The following is a 19,616-nucleotide window of genomic DNA, read 5'->3' on the forward strand; positions in this document are numbered from 1 at the left end:
GCCTTGATCGAGAGCTTGGATCTGCCGTTTACTGGCAGGCCGAGACGTTGACACCTTGGGGCATCAGCACGCCGCAGTTCACGACATCAACCAGCGAATTGCCGCGTTGGCGTTCGGTTGTCTCGGGCGTTTGTGGTGCAGCTGGCCTGGCAGGAGCGGACTTGTGTTGCAGCACGCTTTCGTAAGCCGTCACCAGTTCTGCTGTACCGAGCGCAGCATTGCTTTGACCGACCAGATTCACAGCAAGCGAACCGTCGACATAGCTCGGCGCGTAGTTGCCGGAAGCAGACGACAACCCGCCAGGAGTGATCACGTAGCGGCCGGGGGCCACTGCGCCTTGCGAAGATCCGCTGTAGGCCGGGCTACCTGTTATGTCAGTCGCGGTGTCGCCGGCCACAAAGCCGTTTAAAGTCACACCATTGCCGCCACTGTAAGCTGCGCCATCGTAAAACTTGCTGTCGTTGTTGGCAGTCGCTGTCAGCGTTTTGGGCGTGATGCTTGCCGTCGTATTGGCCGTAGTGTTGAACGTGTAATTGCTTGCATCGGTGCCAGCGACATTGATGCCAGTCACGCTCACCGCCTTGGCAGCACCAGCGTTCTTATTGGCAAAATTGGCAGCGGTATCCGTAAGCGTCAGCGCATCGCCAGCAACGCGGTTGTCGGCCAGGGTCACCGCGGCAGTTGTATTGCCGTCATAAACTTTATTCGCGACGGTGGCTAACACCGTCAGGGCGCGCTGGGTGATGTCGGCCGAGGCACTGGCCGTAGTGTTAACGGTGTAGTTGCCAGCATCGGTGCTGCTCAGTGCGATGCCAGTAACGTTCACTGCTTTACCCGCTGCCACGTTCTTATCGAGGAAGCTGGCGCTAGATCCAATGCTCAGGATATCGCCCGCGATGCGGTTGTCCGCGAGCGTGACGACTGCGGTCGTATTGCCGTCATAGATCTTGTTGATACCAGTGGCCGTAACTGTCAGTGCGCGCTGCGTGATGTCTGCTGTTTGCATGCCACCAGTAAAGCTGTAGTTGCTGGCCAGCCCGGTTCCATTACCCAAGGCGAGAGTGCCCAGTGTTAGCTGTCTGGCAGCGCCAACATTCTTGTCAGCCACCGCCCCCTCGCCGCTGAGAACCAGGGTTTCACTACCGACCAGTGTGCCAATCGACAGTGATGCTGCGCTCACATTCGCGGTGCCGTCGTAGGTGCGGGTGCCGGTCAGGTTGACGGCGAAGGGGTTGATGGTCAATGAGCCATTGGTATTGCCCGTGGAAGCCAGTTGATACGATGTATTTAGCAGCGAGATGGAAATATCGGAATACGTCCCGGCATTCCTGAAGCTGGTTACCGTATTGCCACCATAGGTGAAGTTGTAGTCCGTACCTGCGACCAAGGTGTTGGTGGTCCCGCCAAAAGTTATTGGGAACAGAGTGCTCAGCAATTGATCAATACCACTGTAGGTGAGCGACGTGATGGTCGGGAAAAGGTATGTGATCGTGGTAAATGGAGACACTTGCCATATCAGCTGCGGATACCCGCCATTTTGGCCGGCGGCGATCTTCCAGCTATTGGTGAAGTCGAAACCGCTGTAGCTGGATTGCGTCAATGCCTGAGCGGTCGTAAGTCCCGTTGCGCCACCGCTGCTCCCGTTGCCCGTCGCAACCGACTGCCCCGAAGTCTGGGTATCCCAATAACTGCTGGAAATGCTCCCGTAGTTGGTCCCGGCAAGTCCACCTTGGTAGTAAGTACCAGATACACGCCCCTTGGCATACGTCGCATTGATGCTGCCGCTGCTGTAACCCACAAGTCCGCCTGCGGAATAGTAAGCCGACACGTCTCCCGTGGCGTAGGCGTTGCTGATGCTGCCATTGTAGTTAACGCCTACCAGCCCACCGGCATAATCCTGACCAGTTACGCTGCCTGCGCCATACGAGGTATTAACGACACCCTGATTCCAACCTGCCAGCCCACCGGTGTAATCGTAACCAGATACGGTGCCTGCGCCGGATGAATTGCTGATGGTGCCTCCGTTGTAGCCCACTAATCCACCGGTGTAATACTGACCAGACACGGTGCCCGTGGCGGATGAGTTGCTGATGGTGCCGTTGTTGTAGCCCACGAGTGCCCCTACAAATTGGGACCCGCTGACACTTCCCCCAACCATTCCGGCGTTTTTAATGACCGAACCGACCCCAGCACTGCCAAACAGCCCGACGTAAGTGGTGGAAGGCCTGTTGATCGTCAGGTTATTGATGGTGCGGCCCAAGCCGTCAAAGTTGCCGGTGAATTGCGCACCGTTTCCAATAGGAACAAAGCCCTCACCGGCGTTCCAGCCGCTGCTTGATGACGCCTCAACGTTCTTACCCACCGCGTAGCTGCCCGCGAGGTTTGTGTTTATTGCCTGCAGGCCTCGTACTCCACCTATTTCAGAGCCCACGTCATTTACCAACATCCAGGCGGTAGACGCGCCGCTGACCTGGGCCGAATAATCCGTCGGTGCAGCGTAGGTTGTTGGGTTGTAATAAATGTCTGTTCGGCCTGTGCCCGAGGTGGTAACGCTGCCTACGCCCCCAAAAACCACGGTACTGCAATTTACGCTGGTGGAAAGGCAAGTGCCATTGGCATCTGCGCGTATAAATGTTGTACCGCCTTGACCCACACTTGTTGCGACGCCTTGAATGGCTCGGACGTCAATGGCGCCATTGATCGTAACCCCGCCACCTTTTGCAATAAGAGAGACGGTGCCGCCATTGCCCACAGTGGTCGTTCCGCTATTGTTCGCGGGTCCATTCGCACGGGCAGTAATTGCATTAACCGTAATAGAACCACTGGCGGAGATGGTGACATTTCCAGCATTTCCAACTGCACCGCCGGCATCGTTTTGCGAGGTGGACGTGTTGATGGCGCCAATGCTGACATCGCCTCCGTTTGCCGTCATTGCAACGTTACCGCCGCGGCTGCCCGTACCGCCGGCCTGGTATTTATAGACGTTGGTAGAGATACCGCTGGATGCACCCGAAATCCGGCCCCCTGCGGTAAGTGTGACATCGCCACCGCGACCCGTGGTGGTGCCACCGCCGTCTGTGCCAACCGAAGCATCGATTGCCGTGCCAGCGACGCCAAGTACGATGTCACGTCCCGCATTGATCGCAACATCACCGGCATTCCCGGGGTTGGTGCCGCTGATGTACACACTGCTTTTTATCGTTGCGTTAACGTTGACATCTCGGACTGCGTTGAGTGTCAGGCTATTGGAACTGTTCCACGTCACGGCATCGTTGACGAAAATATCGCCATTGCCTGCGCCAGTTGCCAGTGTCTGAATAATCACATTGCCGCTGCCGAGGCTGGCTTCCAATGTGCCGTTGGACATGTAGCTGCTACCGTTACCCGGATCCGTCGCGGCAATGGTGTAGTCAGTGGGATCAATCAGCCAAGTGCCCGCCTTGCCTTGAGGCGCAGCGGTGGTAACCGCCGTCCCCTCCGCCACCTTCACATGCGTCGCGCTGGTCTCGATGAAACCGCCATCGCCACCGTTGGGCGCCGAAGCATCCAGCTTACCCGCCACATTGACCTGCCCGCTGGCCATGTCGCCCATCAGCAGGATACGGCCGCTCTGGTTTTGCAGTGTTTTCGCCTCGATCACGCCGGTGTTGTTGACGACTGCCATGCTCAATGCATCCGCGGCCTTGGCCGACATCAGCACCTGGCCGCCGTTAGCCTGTATCAGCTGCTGGTTGTCTGCGAGGGCATTGAGGGCGCCCTGGTCAATGCTGTAACCCAGCAGGCTGCCATTGTTCAGGTTCAGCGTGACCTTGTTGCCGGCGGCCAGCAATGCCGTACCCAGCGTGGCGCTGATGACGCCTTCGTTTCGCACTTGAGGGGCCAGCAGGGCAATGTAGCCGCCATCTGCGGCAGTCAAAGTACCGCGGTTGATGACGGTACCCGTGCTGTTGACTTCTTTGGTGAACACATTCTTGCCGGCCATGAAGTCGGCATTGCTCATGCTCAGGGTCGAGGCGACCAGACCGCCGACGTTGACCTGCGAGCCTGCGCCAAACAGCACGCCGTTGGGGTTCAGGATAAAGACCTGGCCGTTGGCACTCAGGCTGCCCAGCAACTCGCTCGGGCTGCTGCCGAGGACGCGGTTCAGCGCAATCGCCTGGGCGTTGGGCTGTGCAAAGACAACGGACTCGCCCGCTGCCGTGGAGAAGGTATTCCAGTCAATAGCCAAGCGCTGGCTGGCCTGGTTGATGGTAGTGGTGGTACCGCTCTGGACGATGGCGCCAGTGCCAGCTGACACGATTCCACCAGCAGGACCCGCATGGACCTGTGTTGTGAACAGCGCCAGCGCGGCAAACATGCCAAGTGCGGCGCGGCAGGCTGACTTAAGTGTGAATCCACTGGAAGCGATGCCGGTTGTTACGCTGCTGCGCCCCGGACCGGCTTTACCGCGCCCCCTGGATTTCTCGGCCACGGCTACCCAGATGCTCAGTGCCGAATTCCAGACTAAACGATAGATGCGGTTCATGCTGCCGTGGCTTTTCATAATGTAAGAATTTTTTTGGTTGGTTTAAAGGGGCCGGAACGGGGCGACCGCTCCGCATCACACATTGTTACATGAATTAATATTTATACACATAAAGTTACGAAAGTTGCAATACCAAACAGCAACTTCATCATGTTCCAAGCTGTGGCAGACACGTGTGGTCACGCGTATGGCTGAACTGATTGATAGCCACATTCGCTATTTTTTTAATAGCTACAACAATTGGTAAATTGTTGATTTCCAGACAATTTGATCTGAAGAGAAGCGACAACCTCCGGAGGGGCTGGAACGGCAGGCGAGGGTGGAATGCGTATTCGCTCTTCAGAGAATTCCACTTCAAGTAACCGGTAGCACGCTACTGATTTAGAGGAATTCCACAGATAAATTACAAATTGTCATACTTTGTAGCCAGCATCGAACCCGGCAGGAGCGCTGCAAGGGCAAGTTGAATGGAAACCACTGGCGAAGATGTGAGACGGGAGTAACAAAATAACCACGGGAATCCGGAGAGGGATTGCGTGGCCGACCGGCATCAGAGCCCGAAAGAGAACCTCTCGGAGAGCATTTCATGCTTCATCCAGGTCAGCCCTCGGCGGGACCAATTCATCTGCAAGACCGACGCTCCAGGCCTCTTTTGGGCCCCTAAAGCGCGTCCACGGCTAAGAGGTTAAGCCAGGTTAAGCGATGTTAATCGAGGTTGAGCGATGTTAAGCGAGGTCAAGCTGTCGTTATCAGCGACTGCAAAACGCCCGGCTCAAAGTGCTGCTCAATGTAATCGGCGAGGCCGTCAAATACGGCATCCAGCGTGGGTACCGTGGCGCCAAAGAGCGCCTGCAGCACGGCTGGATCTTCAAACATGCCATGCAAATACAGGCCCAGCACATTGCCGCGAGTGTTTTGCCAAGCCAGGCCTTCGGCCATCACGCCATGTGCAACGTCCCTCGCAGCCGCCATGGCCGTGTGGGGCGCCGTTTGGCCGTGATGAATTTCGTAGCCCTGCAGGCCCACGCCTGACAGGGCGGCCCAGGCTCCGGCCAGCTCGCCAAACCGGGCATGCCTGCGCTGCACGGTTTTGCCTTCTTCAAACACGGTGACCACCGGCAACAGACCCAGCCCCGGCGCATTGCCGTCGATACCATGCGGGTCGATCAGCGCCTCGCCGAGCATCTGCAGGCCGCCGCAAATGCCCAGCACCGCGCCGCCCTGCCCTGCATGGGCGGCCACCGCGCGGTCCAGCCCCTGCGCACGCAGCCATGCCAGGTCACCGCTGGTGTGCTTGGAGCCGGGCAGGATGATCCAGTCAACGCCGGCCAGCTCGCCTGGGCTGCGCACCCACTTCAGGTGCACGCCCGGCACATTTTTGAGTGGCTGAAATTCATCAAGATTGCTGATACGCGGGTAGGCGATGACGGCGATGGTGGTGGTCACGGCCCCTGCCGCCCGGCTACGGTCGTCAAACACACCGTCTTCTTCGGGCAGGCCATGCTGCCACCACATCGGCAATGTCGCCACGGTGGGCACGCCGGTCATCTCCTGCAGCATTTGCGGTCCGGGCGCCAGCAGGCTGGCGTCGCCGCGAAACTTGTTGAGCACAAAGCCCTTGATCAGCCGGCGTTCCGCCTCATCGAGCATGGCCCAGGTGCCATACAGGTGGGCAAAGGCGCCGCCGCGGTCGATGTCGGTGACCAGCAGGCAGGCCGCCCCGGTGTGCTGCGCCACGCGCATGTTGACGATGTCGCTGGATTTGAGGTTGATCTCAGCCGGCGAGCCCGCGCCTTCAATCACCACCACGTCGTTCTCGGCCAGCAGTTCGTCCAGCGCCCGGGCGATGACTGGCCACACCGAAGCGCTGCGGCCGCGCCAGGGCATGCGCGAGAGCCCGGCATCGACCTGCCCCATCAGGATGACCTGGCTTTGCGTGTCTTTTTCGGGCTTGAGCAGCAGCGGGTTCATGCGCACCTCGGGCTCGGCGCGCGCCGCCAGCGCCTGGAAATACTGGGCACTGCCAATCTCGCCACCCGCGACAACGCGCGCATTGTTGCTCATGTTCTGCGCCTTGAAAGGCACAACCTTCAACCCCTGCCGCGCGTAGTAACGGCACAGTGCGGTAGTGAGCCAGCTTTTGCCGGCACCGCTGGTGGTGCCCAGAACCATGACGCTTCTGGCCAATGTGCCGCTCATGCTGACTTTCGTGTGATGTGTTGCCATGCATTGTGCAATGCGTCCTGCGCAGCGGGCGACTGGACGCTGATGCGCACATGGCCGGGCAAGCCGAAGGAGGTCGTGTCGCGCAGCTTGATGCCCTGGATGCGCAATGCGGCCAGCACGTGCTGCAACGCGACGCCCACCGGCAATGCGGGCCGGGCGCAGAAAAAATTGGCATGGCTGGGCAGGCAGGTCCAGCCCAGGGATTCGCACATGGCAATTTGCCGTGCTTTCCACTCGCGCAGGGTCTTCAGGCTGTCCACCAGCCAGTCTTGCACGTCAGGACGCAGCCAGGCATGCAGCATGGCCACGCCGTGCGCCCCCACCGGCCATGAAGGACACAGCTGCTCCAGCGCAAGCACCTCCTCCTCCGCATCGACGGGTGCGATGGCGTACGCGGCACGCACGCCCGTCAAACCCAGCGCCTTGTTCGGTGTCCAGAGTTGCCAAAGTTTTTGCAGTTGCGCATCGGTGAGTGCCAGCGCGCCACTCAGTCGCAAGGGTTCGTAGGCCCGGTCGAGCACACTGATGGCCGGTACGCCGGCTTCCTTGACCAGAGCATCCAGACCCGCATGCGCCGCTCCCAGCGGGCTGGATGGGTCGCAACTCCAGCGCAGCTGTGCGTCGGCAACCTGGCTCGCCACGGTCAAGCGATGTGCCAGTGCTGCTTGCGCATAGTCGCCATAGCTGTGCGGCGGCAGCCAGACCGAACGCCCGCCCTCCTTCGCCACCAGCGCCACCAATGCGGTGACGCGGAAAATAAATTCGCTGGCGCTGCCGGCCAGCAATACACGCCGCACCTCCACACCGTGAAACCCGGCCAGTTGCTGGCGCAGGGCGGTGTAGCTGGCGTCGGGGTATACCGTGGCGTCGGCCTGGCTGACGGCGGCTTGCGCCAGAGGGCACGGCCCGCAGGCATTGCTGTTGGTGGAGAAGTCATGAAGCGGCACGCCATACGGGTCGGGGCCACCGTGAATTCGCAGGCATTGCGGTTGCTGCGTGCTCATCATGAAAAATGCGTGAAAGCCATGAATATGCTAGCTGTCAGCGCACATAAAACAATGGCTAAAACCACTTTGGATGCGTGTTTTTGCGCAGAAGCGGTATCTGGGGCCTGTGGCGGCTTGCCCTCAGGGTTAAGCGTGTAAACACCGGGTTTTCGCAAGCTGACGCCGAGCGCCAGGGCCATGGCCGCCATCGGCCAACCGCTGTTGGGCGATGGCGTTTTACGGGCTTCGCTTCGTAAAGTCTGCAAGTGTTTAAAGGACAGGCGACCCGCCACCAGGGCCAGCAGCAAAGCCGTCAGGCGCGCCGGCACCCATGACAACACATCGTCAGCCCGCGCCGCCCATTTGCCGGCCCACTCCCAGTTTTTCCCCTTGTAAACACCACGGTAGCCCCACATCGCGTCGGCGGTGTTGGCAAAGCGGTAAATGGCGGCGCCGGGCAAGCCGAACAGCACAAACCAGAAGATGGGCGCCACCACGGAGTCGTTGAGGTTTTCGGCCAGCGATTCAATGGCGCTTTCACGCACTTCGCTTTCATTGAGCAGCACGGTGTTGCGGCTGACCAGCCACGACAACCGTTCGCGTCCTGCTTCCAGCGATTGCTGCAGCGCCGCTTCAACCGCATCGACTTCGCTGCGCAGCATGCGCCAGGCCAGCATGGGCTTGAGCAGCACGGCCATGAACACCGCAGCAATGACCGGATGCAGGCTAAAAACCATCTGCCGCTGGGCAAACCAGGCCAGGCCACCCACCAAAACCGCACCAGCCAGCCACGCCAAAGCCCCCGAGCCGAACGCCAGCGAGGGCTGCAAACCGGGCAAAAGCTTGCCACACCACGACAGGTACTTGCCCATGCCCACCACCGGATGCACCCAGGAGGGAGGTTCGCCGAATACGCCATCCATGAGCAAAGCGAGCAACAATGCTGCCGCCATGAGCAGCGCGCCATCACTCATGGGCTGAGGCATGAGGTAGGGCCGGCTTGGCCCAGTAGTCTTCAAAAACCATGTCGGCCAGCGGCACACGGTGCGCCCAGTTTTCAGCCTGCAGCATGGGCTGGTCGTAAAACGCCTGGACCGGACCCAGGCACAGCACGGCAATGGGTTTGCTGCCCTCGGGCATTTGCAGCAGTTGCGCCAGTTGCTGCGGGGAGAACATCGACACCCAGCCCATGCCCAGCCCTTCCGACCGCGCGGCCAGCCAGAGGTTTTGAATGGCACAGGCGGCGGAGGCCAGGTCCATTTCAGGCAGGGTACGGCGGCCAAAGACATGCTGCTCGCGCCCCGGCGGCAGCGCCACCACCAGCACTTCGGCGGCATCGAGCACGCCCTGCACCTTGAGCTTCATGAACTCGTCTTCGCGCTCGGCCAGCGCCCGGGCCGTCAGGATGCGCTCTTCCTCGATCAGCGCATGCACAGCGGCGCGCAGCGGCTGGCGGCGCACGCGGATAAAGCGCCAGGGTTGCATGAAGCCGACGCTGGGTGCATGGTGGGCGGCAGCCAGCAGGCGCTGCAACACCTCATCGGCCACGACCCCGCCGCTGAAATGGCGCATGTCACGCCGCTCATAAATGGCGCGGTACACCGCCTGCTGCTCGGGCAGGCTAAAGGCGTGGGGGACTGATGGAACACTCATTGGGACAACCTTATTCTGTTTCTAATTCGGTGCGAGATTAGGCGCACCGCCGCAGACAGTGCTTTGGTACGGCAAGGCGGGGCAACGACATATCGCATTGAGACATATCGCATTGAAGTAGAGACAGAATCAATCTTCGATACCGCGCTGGGCCGGTATGCCGGCGTTGAACGCGTGCTTGACCTTGGTCATCTCGGTCACGGTGTCGGCCAGCTCGATGATTTCGGGCGGGCAGCGCCGGCCGGTGATGACCACGTGCACGTCCTTCGGGCGATCGCGCAGCGTCTGCAGCACGTCGTCGAGCGGCATCCAGCCGTAAATCAGCGGGTAGGTGATTTCGTCCAGCACCACCATGAAGTACTCACCGCCCAGGATAGCTGCCTTGGCTTTTTCCCAGCCATCGCGTGCCAGTTGCGCGGAATGTTCCAGGTCCTGGCTTTTCCAGCTGAAGCCGTCGCCCAGTCCTTCGATCGGAATGCCCAGTTGCTCGAACATGCGGTGCTCGCCAAAGCGGGCACTGGGCACTTTCATGAACTGGAAAATCTTGACGGCCTTGCCACGCACATGGTGGCGCCCGTGCGCGCGCAGGGCCAGGCCAAAGGCAGCGGTGCTTTTACCTTTGCCATCGCCGGTATTGACGATGATGAGGCCGCGGCGCTCACCCTCGGGTTTGTCATAGGGCTTGTCGGACGGTGGGGTTTCAATCTGCATGGCAATCACCTAAGGGTTGAAATGGGGGCTGAGTTGCACGGTCTCACCAATGATGAGCAAGCCGGGCTGGGGGCCATACGCCGGCGCGCGTGCCACCAGGTCGCGCAGCCCGGTAGCGATGACGGTCTGCGTGGCGCGGGCACCGTCGCGCACGATGGCGGCCGGGGTATCGGGTGCCAGGCCATGCGCGATGAGCTGATGGGCAATCTGCGCCAGGCGCTGCACGCCCATGTAAAAAACACGGGTCTGGCCCGGGCGCGCCAAGGCCTGCCAGTCGTGCGTGGCCTCGTCGTCTGCCAGGTGGCCGGGCAGAAAAACACAGCTGCCCGCCAGGTCGCGGTGCGTCAGCGGAATACCCGCCGCCGCCGAGCAGCCGCTGGCTGCGGTCACCCCCGGCACCACTTCAAAGGCAATCGCCGCCGCCTGCAGGGCCTGCACCTCTTCGCCCCCGCGCCCAAACACATAGGGATCACCGCCCTTGAGGCGCACCACCCGTTTGCCCAGGCGCGCATGCGCCACCAGCAAGTCATGGATGCCCTCTTGCGGCACGGCGTGATTGCCCAGGGCCTTGCCCACATACACGCGCTGGGCCGCCTGGGGGATCAAAGCCAGTACCTCCGGCGCGATCAGGCGGTCGTGCACCACCACCTCGGCCCGCTGAAGCCGGTCGAATGCCCGCAGCGTCATCAAATCGACCGGGCCCGGGCCTGCACCCACGATGGACACGAATCCGCGGCTGGTTTGCTCCTGTGCCTCAAACGTCATGGCAGTCCCCCGGTCCCTGGTGAAACACCAGATCAGCCACAGGCTGTCCGCCCACCAGATGCTGGTCAATGATGCGGTCCATATTGGCGGGCGTGACGTTGTAGTACCAGGTGCCGTCAGGCTGCACGCACATGACCGGCCCGCCCTTGCAGGCGGCAAAACAGCTCACCCGGCTGCGCTTGACGCGCATCTCGCCGTCGTGCAGCCCGGCCGCCTTGAACTTGTCGCCCAGGCTGTCGAACAGCTCCTGCGACGCACCATCCTGCGTGCAGCGTGGGCCGGTGCAGATCAGCAAATGGCGTTTGTAAGCGCCAATCCTGGGTTTGACCACTGCTTCTTCGCTCATGCTTCAGATTCCTCGGTGCTGGCAGTTTCTTCCTTGACGGCCTCGTCTTCAATCGGCGCGGTCAGCACGGCCTCGATGTAGTCCGCAGGCAGTTTGTGACGCAGCGCCAGCGCGGCAACACTCTCGCCGTCAGCGTGGTCAATGCGCAGGTTTTCCATCCAGCCCAGCAGGCCGGTGGACAGCGAACGGCCGGGCCTTTCGCCCTCGCGTGTGCTGCCATCGCCATGCAGCTCGTACTTGTTGGCATAGCCGCGCGGCGTAACCATCAGGCCATGCTGCACAAAGGTGTGGCTGTTGCCAATCAGCACCGTGGTGAGCATGCCGATATCGCAGTCGCTCATCTTGTCCAGTGTGGTTAACTCGATGCGCTCGCGCCTGCGGTAAGCCGACTTGACCACCGCCACCGGCGTGTCGGGCCTGCGGTGCCGCAAGAACAGCTGCTGTGCCTGCACGATTTGCTGGGTACGGCGGCCGCTCTTGGGGTTGTACAGCGCCACCACAAAATCCGATGCCGCTACCGCATCCAGCCGGCGTGCAATCACCGGCCAGGGCGTGAGCAGGTCAGACAGGGAGATCGAGCAAAAGTCATGTGTCAGGGGCGCGCCCACCAGCGCCGCACAGGCGTTGATGGCCGAGGCCCCCGGCACGACTTCCACCTGCACGTCGGACTCGGGCGTCCAGCCGGCCTGGAACAGCACCTCATAGGTGGGCCCGGCCATGCCATACACCCCAGCGTCGCCACTGGAGATGAGCGCAACCTTCTTGCCTTCGCGGGCACTGGCCAGCGCGTGCACCGCGCGGTCCAGCTCTTCAGTCATGCCTTTGCGCACGACCTCCTTGCCTTCCAGCAAATCGGCCACCAGCTTGATGTAGGTGACGTAGCCCACCACCACATCGGCCTCGGCAATAGCGGAACGGGCGCGCTGCGTCATATGGTCATGGCTGCCGGGACCAATGCCCACCAGCATGATTTTTCCTTTGGGGCCGGTCATGGGTTCACCGCCGTGCCAGCCGATGCAACTGGCTTCGAGCATTCAAAAGTTGCTTCCAGCACAGGCCGCAGCCAGCGCTGAAACGCCGCACCGCATATCAGCCCCATGCAGGCCCAGAACGACAGCGATACCCAAGTGGTGGCCCAGATGAACTGCGTGCCAAGTTCGCGCAAAGCAAGCTGCGCTGCGCCGCTAAAGCCAGCCAACGGGTCGGCGCTAATGTGCGGTGCACCCACCACAAAAGGCAAAGCCAGCCACGCCGCTGCGGCAGCCCAGCGCAAGGGATGACGCAGGCCCGCCAGCGAGGCACAGGCCAGTGCTGCGCTGCCCGCAGCCAACACCCACCAGCCCTGGCGCGAGCCCAGACGGGCCGCATCCATGCCGGGAATCTCGGCGTGCAGGCCCAGTGATGGCCAGAAGTGAAAGCTGAGCCAACCCGCCGCAGCCACCAGCAAAGCCAGCGGCAGCGAACGCACGGCCGTGCCGCGCCACAGGCAGACGCCCATCACGGCAAACACCAGCAGCGCCATGCTGAAGGCGTGCAGGACGTTGGCCACCCAGGTCCAGAAAATGCGCTCGGCACCATCAGCCGGCGCCCATTCCTCGGCGCTGCCATGGTCGTGCGCGTGTTCAGCTGCCACGCCTTCGGCGTGGACGTGCGCAGCGGGCGCGGGCGGCTCTGCGGGTGCCTCTACCTTTTGCCCCTCATACACCTCGGCCGCCAGAATAATCGGCACGGCCTGCCACTGCTGCACGCCGGACTGCACACTGCCCACCAGCAAGGCTGCAGCCAGGGCGGCCCAAATCAATCGTTGAAACAACATGAAAAGCTCCAGGGCTCAGTGGCAGGGTTTGACAGTGACGTGGCGCACGTCGTGGGCGGCGTTGTGGGCCAGCGGGCTTTCAGCAAAAGCCACGCCGTACAGCACCACCAGGCCCAAAGCGGCACCGGCGGCCAATTGCAGCAGCAGGCTGCGGGTTGCGCTACCGCTCGCAACCAGGGAGATGGAAGATGCAGAAGATGCGTTCATGGGTTGCTCCATTTCAGGGTTGAGAAACTAAAAAAATAAAAACAAAAAAAGTCACAGAGGGAAACCGTCACAGCGGGCAATGGAAACCGTGGCGTTACGTCCATCGGCGCCACGGTGTTTCAATTTTTCGACCAGCAAGGCGGTCATGGGCAGGGCTTCTGAACGCCCCAGCACCCCAGCGCCTGCCAGCAAGGCAGCAGCCTCACTGACCGAAGGCGTACCGGTGTACTGACGCACCGTCTCCGACGGATTGGGCACCGGTACCGCCGCCAGTTGCTCGGGGGTGTAGAAGGTGATGGGCCAGCCATGCGCTGCAGCCAGCGCCAACAGGCCCGCTTCGTCGGCCTTGAGCGTGATGCTGGCGGCAGCTTTCACCTGCGCGTTGGTGGCGCCTATGCGCGCCAGTGCCGTCTCCACGGCAAAGGCAATCACATCCGCCGGGGTACCGCGGTCACACCCAAGACCCAAAGCGATGGCGTACGGCAGGGGTATGGCGTCTTTGTTTGTCATGCCTCCTCCGGCTTGCGCATCACGATGCGCATGACAAACAGCGCCCCCAAACTCGCCGTCACAATGCCTACCGGCAACTCCTGTGGCGCCAGTACGGTACGGCTAACGAGGTCACTGCCCAGAAGCAGCACGGCTCCGGTGAGCATGCCCATGCCGAGTAGTCTTTGATGCAACGCGCCGACCCGGGCGCGTGCCAGGTGCGGCACCATCAGGCCGACAAATCCGATGACACCGGATACCGACACAAAGCACGCCGTAGCCAGGGCGCACACCACGAAGGTTTGTGCGCGCAGGCGCTCGGGCTCCACACCCAGGCTATGCGCAGTGTGATCGCCGGCCAGCATGGCATCCAGCGCGCGCGTTTTGAAAATGGCAAACCCTCCCACGGTGACCACACCGAGCAAGGGTAGAAACAGGTTGTCCCAGCGCGCGCCGCCCAGCCCTCCCATGGTCCAGAACAGCACTGACTGTGCTGCTCGCTGATCGCCCAGGAACGTGAGGTAGTAGGTCAAGGCGGTGAACAAAAATGACACCGAAAGCCCCGCAAGAATCAACCGGTCGGAGGAGTGGTTTGCGTACCCGCGCAACAGCAGCAGCACAGCAGCCACCGATGCCAGGCCGCCGGCCAGTGCCGCCAGTGGTAGCGACCACAGACCGAACGCCTCCCCTGTGAAGGTAATGGCTGCAACGGCGCCAGCGGCCGAACCGGAAGACAGACCGAACAGATAGGGGTCTGACAACTCGTTGCGGGTTACCGTCTGCAACAGTGTTCCCACCACAGCCAGTCCTGCGCCGACCAGCATCGCAAGAATGACTCTGGGCAGGCGCAGCTCTACGACGATGCGGTCCTCCATGCCGTAAAGCGCTTGTGGCGCACCGGACACCAGGAGCGACAGACTCTGCACCAATCGCTCCAGGCTCACAGGCACGGCACCGGCTTTCACCGACACCACGCACAAGACCAACAGCACGCCCCAAAGCACCGCAGCGGTCAGCCCGAAGGAACGGGGCAAAGTGATCAAAGCTTGAGCGCCTTTGCCATTTTCTCGATGGCCGTGATGTTGGCGGGCCCGGGGGTTAACTCTTCATAGCGCAGCGCGACGAAGCGCTTGTTTTTCACGGCGTCGGTGTGCTGCATCAGCGGATGGGCCTGCAAAAACTTCAACAGCTTTTCTGCGCCACCATCATTGGCGTAGTCAAGAAGGACCAGGAACTCCGGATTGCGCGCGGCCACGGCTTCCCAGGACACGGTACCCCAGCTCGTATCCAGGTCTTCCATGACGTTGCGCCCACCCACGGTTTCCATCATGGCGGTAGGAATGGCGAAGCGCCCGGCGGTGAAGGGTTTGTCTTCCCCGGAGTCAAACAGGAACATGCGAACCGGCTCTTTGCCCGCCGGCTTGGGCAAGGCAGCCAATTGCTTTTTCCAGTCAGCCACCTGAGCGGTGGCTTGTGCCTGTTTGCCAAAAATGGTGCCGAGCTTGATGAAGTCGGTGTAGAGCAGGTCCATGGAAGCGYGTGGGCGCGTTTTGTCAATGTGCACGCAGCTCTCGCTAAGCACCAGCGTGGGGATGTTGTACCTCTTCAGCGTTGCAGGCGTTACGTCGCCGCCCACCTTCATCCCGTAGTTCCAGCCGGCAAAGAAGAAGTCCGGCTTGACTGACAGCACGTTTTCCAGGGTCGGCTGCTTGGGGGCCACCTCGGGAATGCTGCCCAGTGCCTTCTTGAACTCCGGGGTCGGCTTGTACCAGCCGGTGATACCGGACACCGCGGCCATCTGGCTCTGGAGCTTGAGCGCCAGCGCCATATCCGCCATGTTGAGGTCATGGATCATTGCGGCCTTGGGCGATGCATTGAACACCAGCTTTTCCCCGCAGCTGTCCACCGTCACCGGGAATGTTTGCGCCTGCGCCATGCAGCCAAGGCCCAAGCCCAGCAAGATGGCGCTTGCTGCGCGGTGAAGCGCAGGCTGCACTGGGCCTTGTTTAAAGGGCATCACAGAATTCAGCACGGGGAGATCCTTCCAGGGGTAGTTTTTCTAAGGGTAGTGTTTGAGAGGTGGGGGGAATGCGCTTTGTAGGCGCAAGCCGGGGTGACTCAAAAACCGCCACGGGCGACACCCGCCCCGGAACAGGGACGTAATGCACGTCCATGGCAAACGTACGGCTGACATGTGACTGGCAAAGCGCGCGCGGAGGTACATCCAGGGCAACCACACGCCCTTGCTGCAGCATCAACACGCGGTCCGCGAACCGGTGCACCAGACTCAGCTCGTGCAAGGCAGCAATCACGGTGACACCGATGTCTGCCACCATGTCCAGAATGTCGGCACGCGCGCGCAGGTCAAGGTGGTTGGTCGGCTCATCCAGCAGCAACACCTTGGGCTGCTGTGTCAGCGCGCGTGCGATACATGCCCGTTGCTGCTCTCCCCCGGACAGCGCACCGACGCGCCGGTGGCGAAGAGTCCACAGACCGCAACGCTCCAGCGCGTGTTGCACCTGTGATGCGTTCTCTTCACGTTTGGCCGAGGCAAATGGTGTGCGTCCCAGCGCAACGTACTCGCTCACCGAAAGTAGTGCGTGGATGTGTTCTTTTTGTTGAACGACCGCAATGTGTTGTGCACGCTGCGCGGCGGGTAGCTGCGACAAAACGGCCCCGCCCAACATGACACGCCCCGCTGGCGGGTTGATGCGGCCGGCCATGACATGCAAAAGGCTCGACTTGCCGGAGCCGTTGGGTCCGATCAATGCCAGGTGCTCGCCGAAGGGAACCTGCAGGTCCAGTGCATCCAGAACCATACGACCATCCCGCTGCAGTGACACGCCTTGCAGCTCCAGCACGGGAGCATCCCCCACGCCAGGAATCGTCATTGCGCGCCCTGCCCCAGCGGCGGACGGTACACCACCAGGCGCTCATGCAGTTCGGCCCAGCGGGTCTCTGTGACCTCCGCATCCGTAATCCACAGCACCGCTTTGAACCGCGCCAAATCCACATCCTCAAACCGCTCAAACTTGTGAATGCTTGCAGGCAGCGGCGTAGGCCGGGTCCACCAGTTCGGGCTGCCCGCCTCCTGCACCACGGCAATCGGCTCGCCGTTGACCACATGGGCCGACACGCGGGTGATGTTGATCTTGGGCGCCTCGACCTTCCAGCCCAGCTCGCGGCCCAGAATATCCACCGGAATGGTCTTGCCCACGTCGGAAGCAGTCGTCAGCACCGGGGTCGCCCCCAGCAGCGCCGCAACCTGCTCGGCCATGGCATTGGCGCCACCCACATGGCCCGAGAGCACAGGAATGACGAACTGCGCCGCGTCATCGACCACCAGCACGCCAGGGTCTTCGTCCTTGCTCTTCAAATGCGGGGCAATCAGACGCACCACCGCGCCCAGCGAGACGAAGAACACGACCTGGTCAAAGTCGGTGAACAGCGTGGCGATCTCGTCGCGAAAAGCCCCGCTGTAGGCGCGCACCGGGTTGGGCAGGCCGGCCATCAGCGGCGCGAACTTGTCGGCCACACACACACTGGCCTCGGGCAATTGGCGCGCCAGCTCCGCCGTTTGCTGGGCGCCATGTTTGGTGATGGCGACCAGCACGACGCGTAGGTCCGAAGGTGTGGCGGAGCTGGTTTGCGGCAAAGTGTTCGTGCTCATCCTTAAGTTTCCTCTTCAATTTCAGTGCTTGTTTTCTTGCGGCAGCCGCGCAGCATCTCGCCGCGTTCGCGATAAGGGTTTTTGACCAGCAGCAGCGACAGGTAGTTGACCTTGGTGCCCTTGAGTTCGGCCACGTCGTGCACGATGCGCTCCACCGGGGACCCAGCCTTCTCGATAAAGCGGCTGTGCGCCAGCAGACCCCGGCGCGCCAGCAAATCAATCAGGTCGTCGAGCAGCGGCTTGACCTTCATCAGCACCAACGTGTCGAAATCGTCCAGCATGCGCTCCACCGCTGCAATGCCGTAGGCGGCCGGCACGATGGCGATCGTGTCGTCCTGCTCCGACAGCGGCATGTGCAGCTGAGCGCACGCCGCGTTGAACGAGGTCACACCGGGCACGATGTCGATTCGTGCGTCCGCATCGAGCTCGCGCAACACGCGCGCCAGGTAACAAAAGCTGGCGTAGGTGGAGGCATCGCCTTCGACCAGAAACAGCACGTCCTGCCCGGTCGCCAACAAGTCGCGCACGGTCTCGGCCGCCTTGAGCCAATGGCGCGCCAGCTTTTCCACGTCGTGCGTCATCGGAAACAGCAGTGACTGGTGTTTCTCGGGCAAGACCAGGCCTGCGCGCAAAGCGATGTCCAGCGCATAGCTTTCCTTGCGCAGGCTGCGCACCGGGTAGGTCCAGACGGCATCGGCGCGCTCGAGCAAGGCCCAGGCGCGGCGGGTGATCAGGCCCGGGTCACCGGGGCCCAGCGATACGCCGAACAGGCGACCCTTTCCCCGTCCGCCCTGAGCCTGTCGAAGGGCTTCGACGGGCTCAGCCAGAACGGCGGAGGGTTGCGCCGCATGAAATTCAGTCATGGCCCTTCTCCTCACTGGCTGCTTTTTGCACGATCGCTTTTTGCGCACACACCAGCCACACCGGGTTCTCGGCCGCCATGCGGTTCATGTGCAAAATAGGTTTGCTGCGCGAGGCCTGGAGCTGCAGTACGTCCCAGCCAGCGCCCAGGGTTTTAAGCGTTTCGACCGCCGTTCCCAGGTTTTCAAGGGTCACAAAATTCATCACCAGCCAGCCACCCGGTTTCAGGCGTTTCAGGATCAGCGCAATCAGCTCGGCCAGTTCACCGCCCGAGCCGCCGATAAACACCGCGTCCGGGTCAGCCCAGGCCGCCAGGCCCTCGGGGGCTTTGCCGTGTACCAGGGTATGGTTGCTGATGCCCATGGCCTGACGGTTACGGCCCACGATGGCGCTGTCGTCGACGTTTTTCTCGATGGCATAGACATGGCCCTGGCGGCACAGCCGCGCCGCCTCCAGGCCGACCGAACCGGAGCCTGCACCGATGTCCCACACCACGCTGTCGGCACGCAGCTGCATGCGCGCCAGCGAGACGGCGCGCACCTCGTTTTTGGTGATCAAGCCCTTATCCGGGTGACGCTGCTCAAAGCTGGCATCAGGCAGGCCAAACAACACCTGAGGCGCACGCAATTTGCTGCGCCACAGCAGCACCACGTTGGGGTCGGCAAACGGCATTTGGGCGGCGGAATGAATGCTGATCCCGCTGACGATGCGTTCATCGCTCTGGCAAAGGCGCTCGGCCACCGCTATTTCAAAGTCATCGGCCAGGCCTTCCGTCACCAGCATGCGGGCGATGCGATCGGGCGTGTTGTCGGGGCTGGTCAGCACGGCCAGGCGGTCGTGCTGGCGGATGTCGCGCAGCAGCGCATACAGGCCGTGGCTGGGCTCGGCGCCTGCCACCCAGTCGCCCGCGTCGCGACTGTGCACGGAAGAAAATTTCATTTCCTGCCACGGCAGTCCCAGACGGGCGCAAGCCAGCTGCAGGGTAGAGACATTGGGCAGCACCTCAATCGCCTCAATGCACAGTCGCGAGGCCAGGTAAGCCGCAATGCCGTGGCACAGCGGATCGCCCGTGGCCAGCACCACCACGCGCTGCCCGATGGCCTGCGCGGCACGAATCCACTCGGGAACTTGCGACAAGGCTCCGGTCAGGTCGCGCTGCACCGCATCGGGGGAGATCTGCACGGCCAGCAACTGCAGCGTGCGTGCGCCGCCAATCACCAGCTGGGCAGATTGCAGATGCGCCAGCGCACTCTGGCTCAGGCTGTTGATGCCGTCGTCCAGCACGCCCAGGATGCGGCATTTTTCAATGGCTTCCACGGCTTCCGTGGTTTCCATGGCTTCGATAGTTTCGATCGGTTCAG

The 19,616-nt window shown here is 61.8% G+C and carries 18 protein-coding genes; all 18 read right to left on the minus strand.

The window, feature by feature from the left end:
* Positions 1–28: 28 nt before the first annotated feature.
* The gene (locus AC1DUB_RS19145) at positions 29–4,525 is read right to left on the minus strand and encodes a two-partner secretion domain-containing protein (RefSeq protein WP_477730840.1); all 4,497 of its coding nucleotides are present in this window, start codon (positions 4,523–4,525) and stop codon (positions 29–31) included.
* Between the two features lie 735 nt (positions 4,526–5,260).
* A complete protein-coding gene (locus AC1DUB_RS19150; protein ID WP_477730841.1) occupies positions 5,261–6,724 on the minus strand; it encodes a cobyric acid synthase in 1,464 nt (487 codons plus the stop codon).
* The gene (locus AC1DUB_RS19155; RefSeq protein ID WP_477730842.1) at positions 6,721–7,755 is read right to left on the minus strand and encodes an aminotransferase class I/II-fold pyridoxal phosphate-dependent enzyme; all 1,035 of its coding nucleotides are present in this window, start codon (positions 7,753–7,755) and stop codon (positions 6,721–6,723) included. Before AC1DUB_RS19155 ends, AC1DUB_RS19150 begins: the two co-directional genes overlap by 4 nt.
* A complete protein-coding gene (gene cbiB / locus AC1DUB_RS19160; protein ID WP_477730843.1) occupies positions 7,755–8,723 on the minus strand; it encodes an adenosylcobinamide-phosphate synthase CbiB in 969 nt (322 codons plus the stop codon). The genes AC1DUB_RS19155 and cbiB overlap by 1 nt, the downstream gene beginning before the upstream one ends.
* The gene (bluB, locus tag AC1DUB_RS19165; RefSeq protein ID WP_477730844.1) at positions 8,704–9,390 is read right to left on the minus strand and encodes a 5,6-dimethylbenzimidazole synthase; all 687 of its coding nucleotides are present in this window, start codon (positions 9,388–9,390) and stop codon (positions 8,704–8,706) included. The genes cbiB and bluB overlap by 20 nt, the downstream gene beginning before the upstream one ends.
* 129 nt (positions 9,391–9,519) lie before the next feature.
* The gene (cobO, locus tag AC1DUB_RS19170; protein WP_477730845.1) at positions 9,520–10,101 is read right to left on the minus strand and encodes a cob(I)yrinic acid a,c-diamide adenosyltransferase; all 582 of its coding nucleotides are present in this window, start codon (positions 10,099–10,101) and stop codon (positions 9,520–9,522) included.
* A 9-nt stretch (positions 10,102–10,110) separates the two neighbouring features.
* Entirely contained in the window at positions 10,111–10,866 is a 756-nt protein-coding gene (gene cobA / locus AC1DUB_RS19175; protein ID WP_477730846.1) for a uroporphyrinogen-III C-methyltransferase, read from the minus strand.
* On the minus strand, positions 10,856–11,212 hold the full coding sequence (locus AC1DUB_RS19180; RefSeq protein WP_477730847.1) for a (2Fe-2S) ferredoxin domain-containing protein: 357 nt from the start codon (positions 11,210–11,212) through the stop codon (positions 10,856–10,858). The genes cobA and AC1DUB_RS19180 overlap by 11 nt, the downstream gene beginning before the upstream one ends.
* A complete protein-coding gene (cobJ, locus tag AC1DUB_RS19185; protein ID WP_477730874.1) occupies positions 11,209–12,204 on the minus strand; it encodes a precorrin-3B C(17)-methyltransferase in 996 nt (331 codons plus the stop codon). The genes AC1DUB_RS19180 and cobJ overlap by 4 nt, the downstream gene beginning before the upstream one ends.
* Complete coding sequence (locus AC1DUB_RS19190; RefSeq protein WP_477730848.1) at positions 12,201–13,028, minus strand: CbtA family protein; 828 nt, start codon at positions 13,026–13,028, stop codon at positions 12,201–12,203. Before AC1DUB_RS19190 ends, cobJ begins: the two co-directional genes overlap by 4 nt.
* Before the next feature lie 15 nt (positions 13,029–13,043).
* Positions 13,044–13,235, minus strand: coding sequence for a CbtB domain-containing protein (locus AC1DUB_RS19195; protein ID WP_049764243.1), 192 nt, complete (start codon positions 13,233–13,235; stop codon positions 13,044–13,046).
* A 51-nt stretch (positions 13,236–13,286) separates the two neighbouring features.
* Positions 13,287–13,745 (minus strand): cobalamin biosynthesis protein, encoded by a 459-nt coding sequence (locus AC1DUB_RS19200; RefSeq protein ID WP_477730849.1) that lies wholly within the window; start codon positions 13,743–13,745, stop codon positions 13,287–13,289.
* Entirely contained in the window at positions 13,742–14,767 is a 1,026-nt protein-coding gene (locus AC1DUB_RS19205; protein ID WP_477730850.1) for a FecCD family ABC transporter permease, read from the minus strand. Before AC1DUB_RS19205 ends, AC1DUB_RS19200 begins: the two co-directional genes overlap by 4 nt.
* The gene (locus AC1DUB_RS19210; RefSeq protein WP_477730851.1) at positions 14,764–15,741 is read right to left on the minus strand and encodes an ABC transporter substrate-binding protein; all 978 of its coding nucleotides are present in this window, start codon (positions 15,739–15,741) and stop codon (positions 14,764–14,766) included. The genes AC1DUB_RS19205 and AC1DUB_RS19210 overlap by 4 nt, the downstream gene beginning before the upstream one ends.
* Positions 15,731–16,615 (minus strand): ABC transporter ATP-binding protein, encoded by an 885-nt coding sequence (locus AC1DUB_RS19215; protein WP_477730852.1) that lies wholly within the window; start codon positions 16,613–16,615, stop codon positions 15,731–15,733. The genes AC1DUB_RS19210 and AC1DUB_RS19215 overlap by 11 nt, the downstream gene beginning before the upstream one ends.
* Positions 16,612–17,394, minus strand: a complete 783-nt coding sequence (locus AC1DUB_RS19220; RefSeq protein WP_477730853.1) for a cobalamin biosynthesis central domain-containing protein — start codon at positions 17,392–17,394, stop codon at positions 16,612–16,614. Before AC1DUB_RS19220 ends, AC1DUB_RS19215 begins: the two co-directional genes overlap by 4 nt.
* A gap of 2 nt (positions 17,395–17,396) precedes the next feature.
* Positions 17,397–18,257: a precorrin-2 C(20)-methyltransferase gene (gene cobI, locus AC1DUB_RS19225; RefSeq protein ID WP_477730854.1), complete on the minus strand. Its 861-nt coding sequence runs from the start codon at positions 18,255–18,257 to the stop codon at positions 17,397–17,399.
* Positions 18,250–19,590, minus strand: a complete 1,341-nt coding sequence (cbiE, locus tag AC1DUB_RS19230; RefSeq protein WP_477730875.1) for a precorrin-6y C5,15-methyltransferase (decarboxylating) subunit CbiE — start codon at positions 19,588–19,590, stop codon at positions 18,250–18,252. The genes cobI and cbiE overlap by 8 nt, the downstream gene beginning before the upstream one ends.
* Positions 19,591–19,616 lie beyond the last annotated feature (26 nt).

This window comes from Polaromonas sp. P4_F9, from assembly GCF_056401235.1.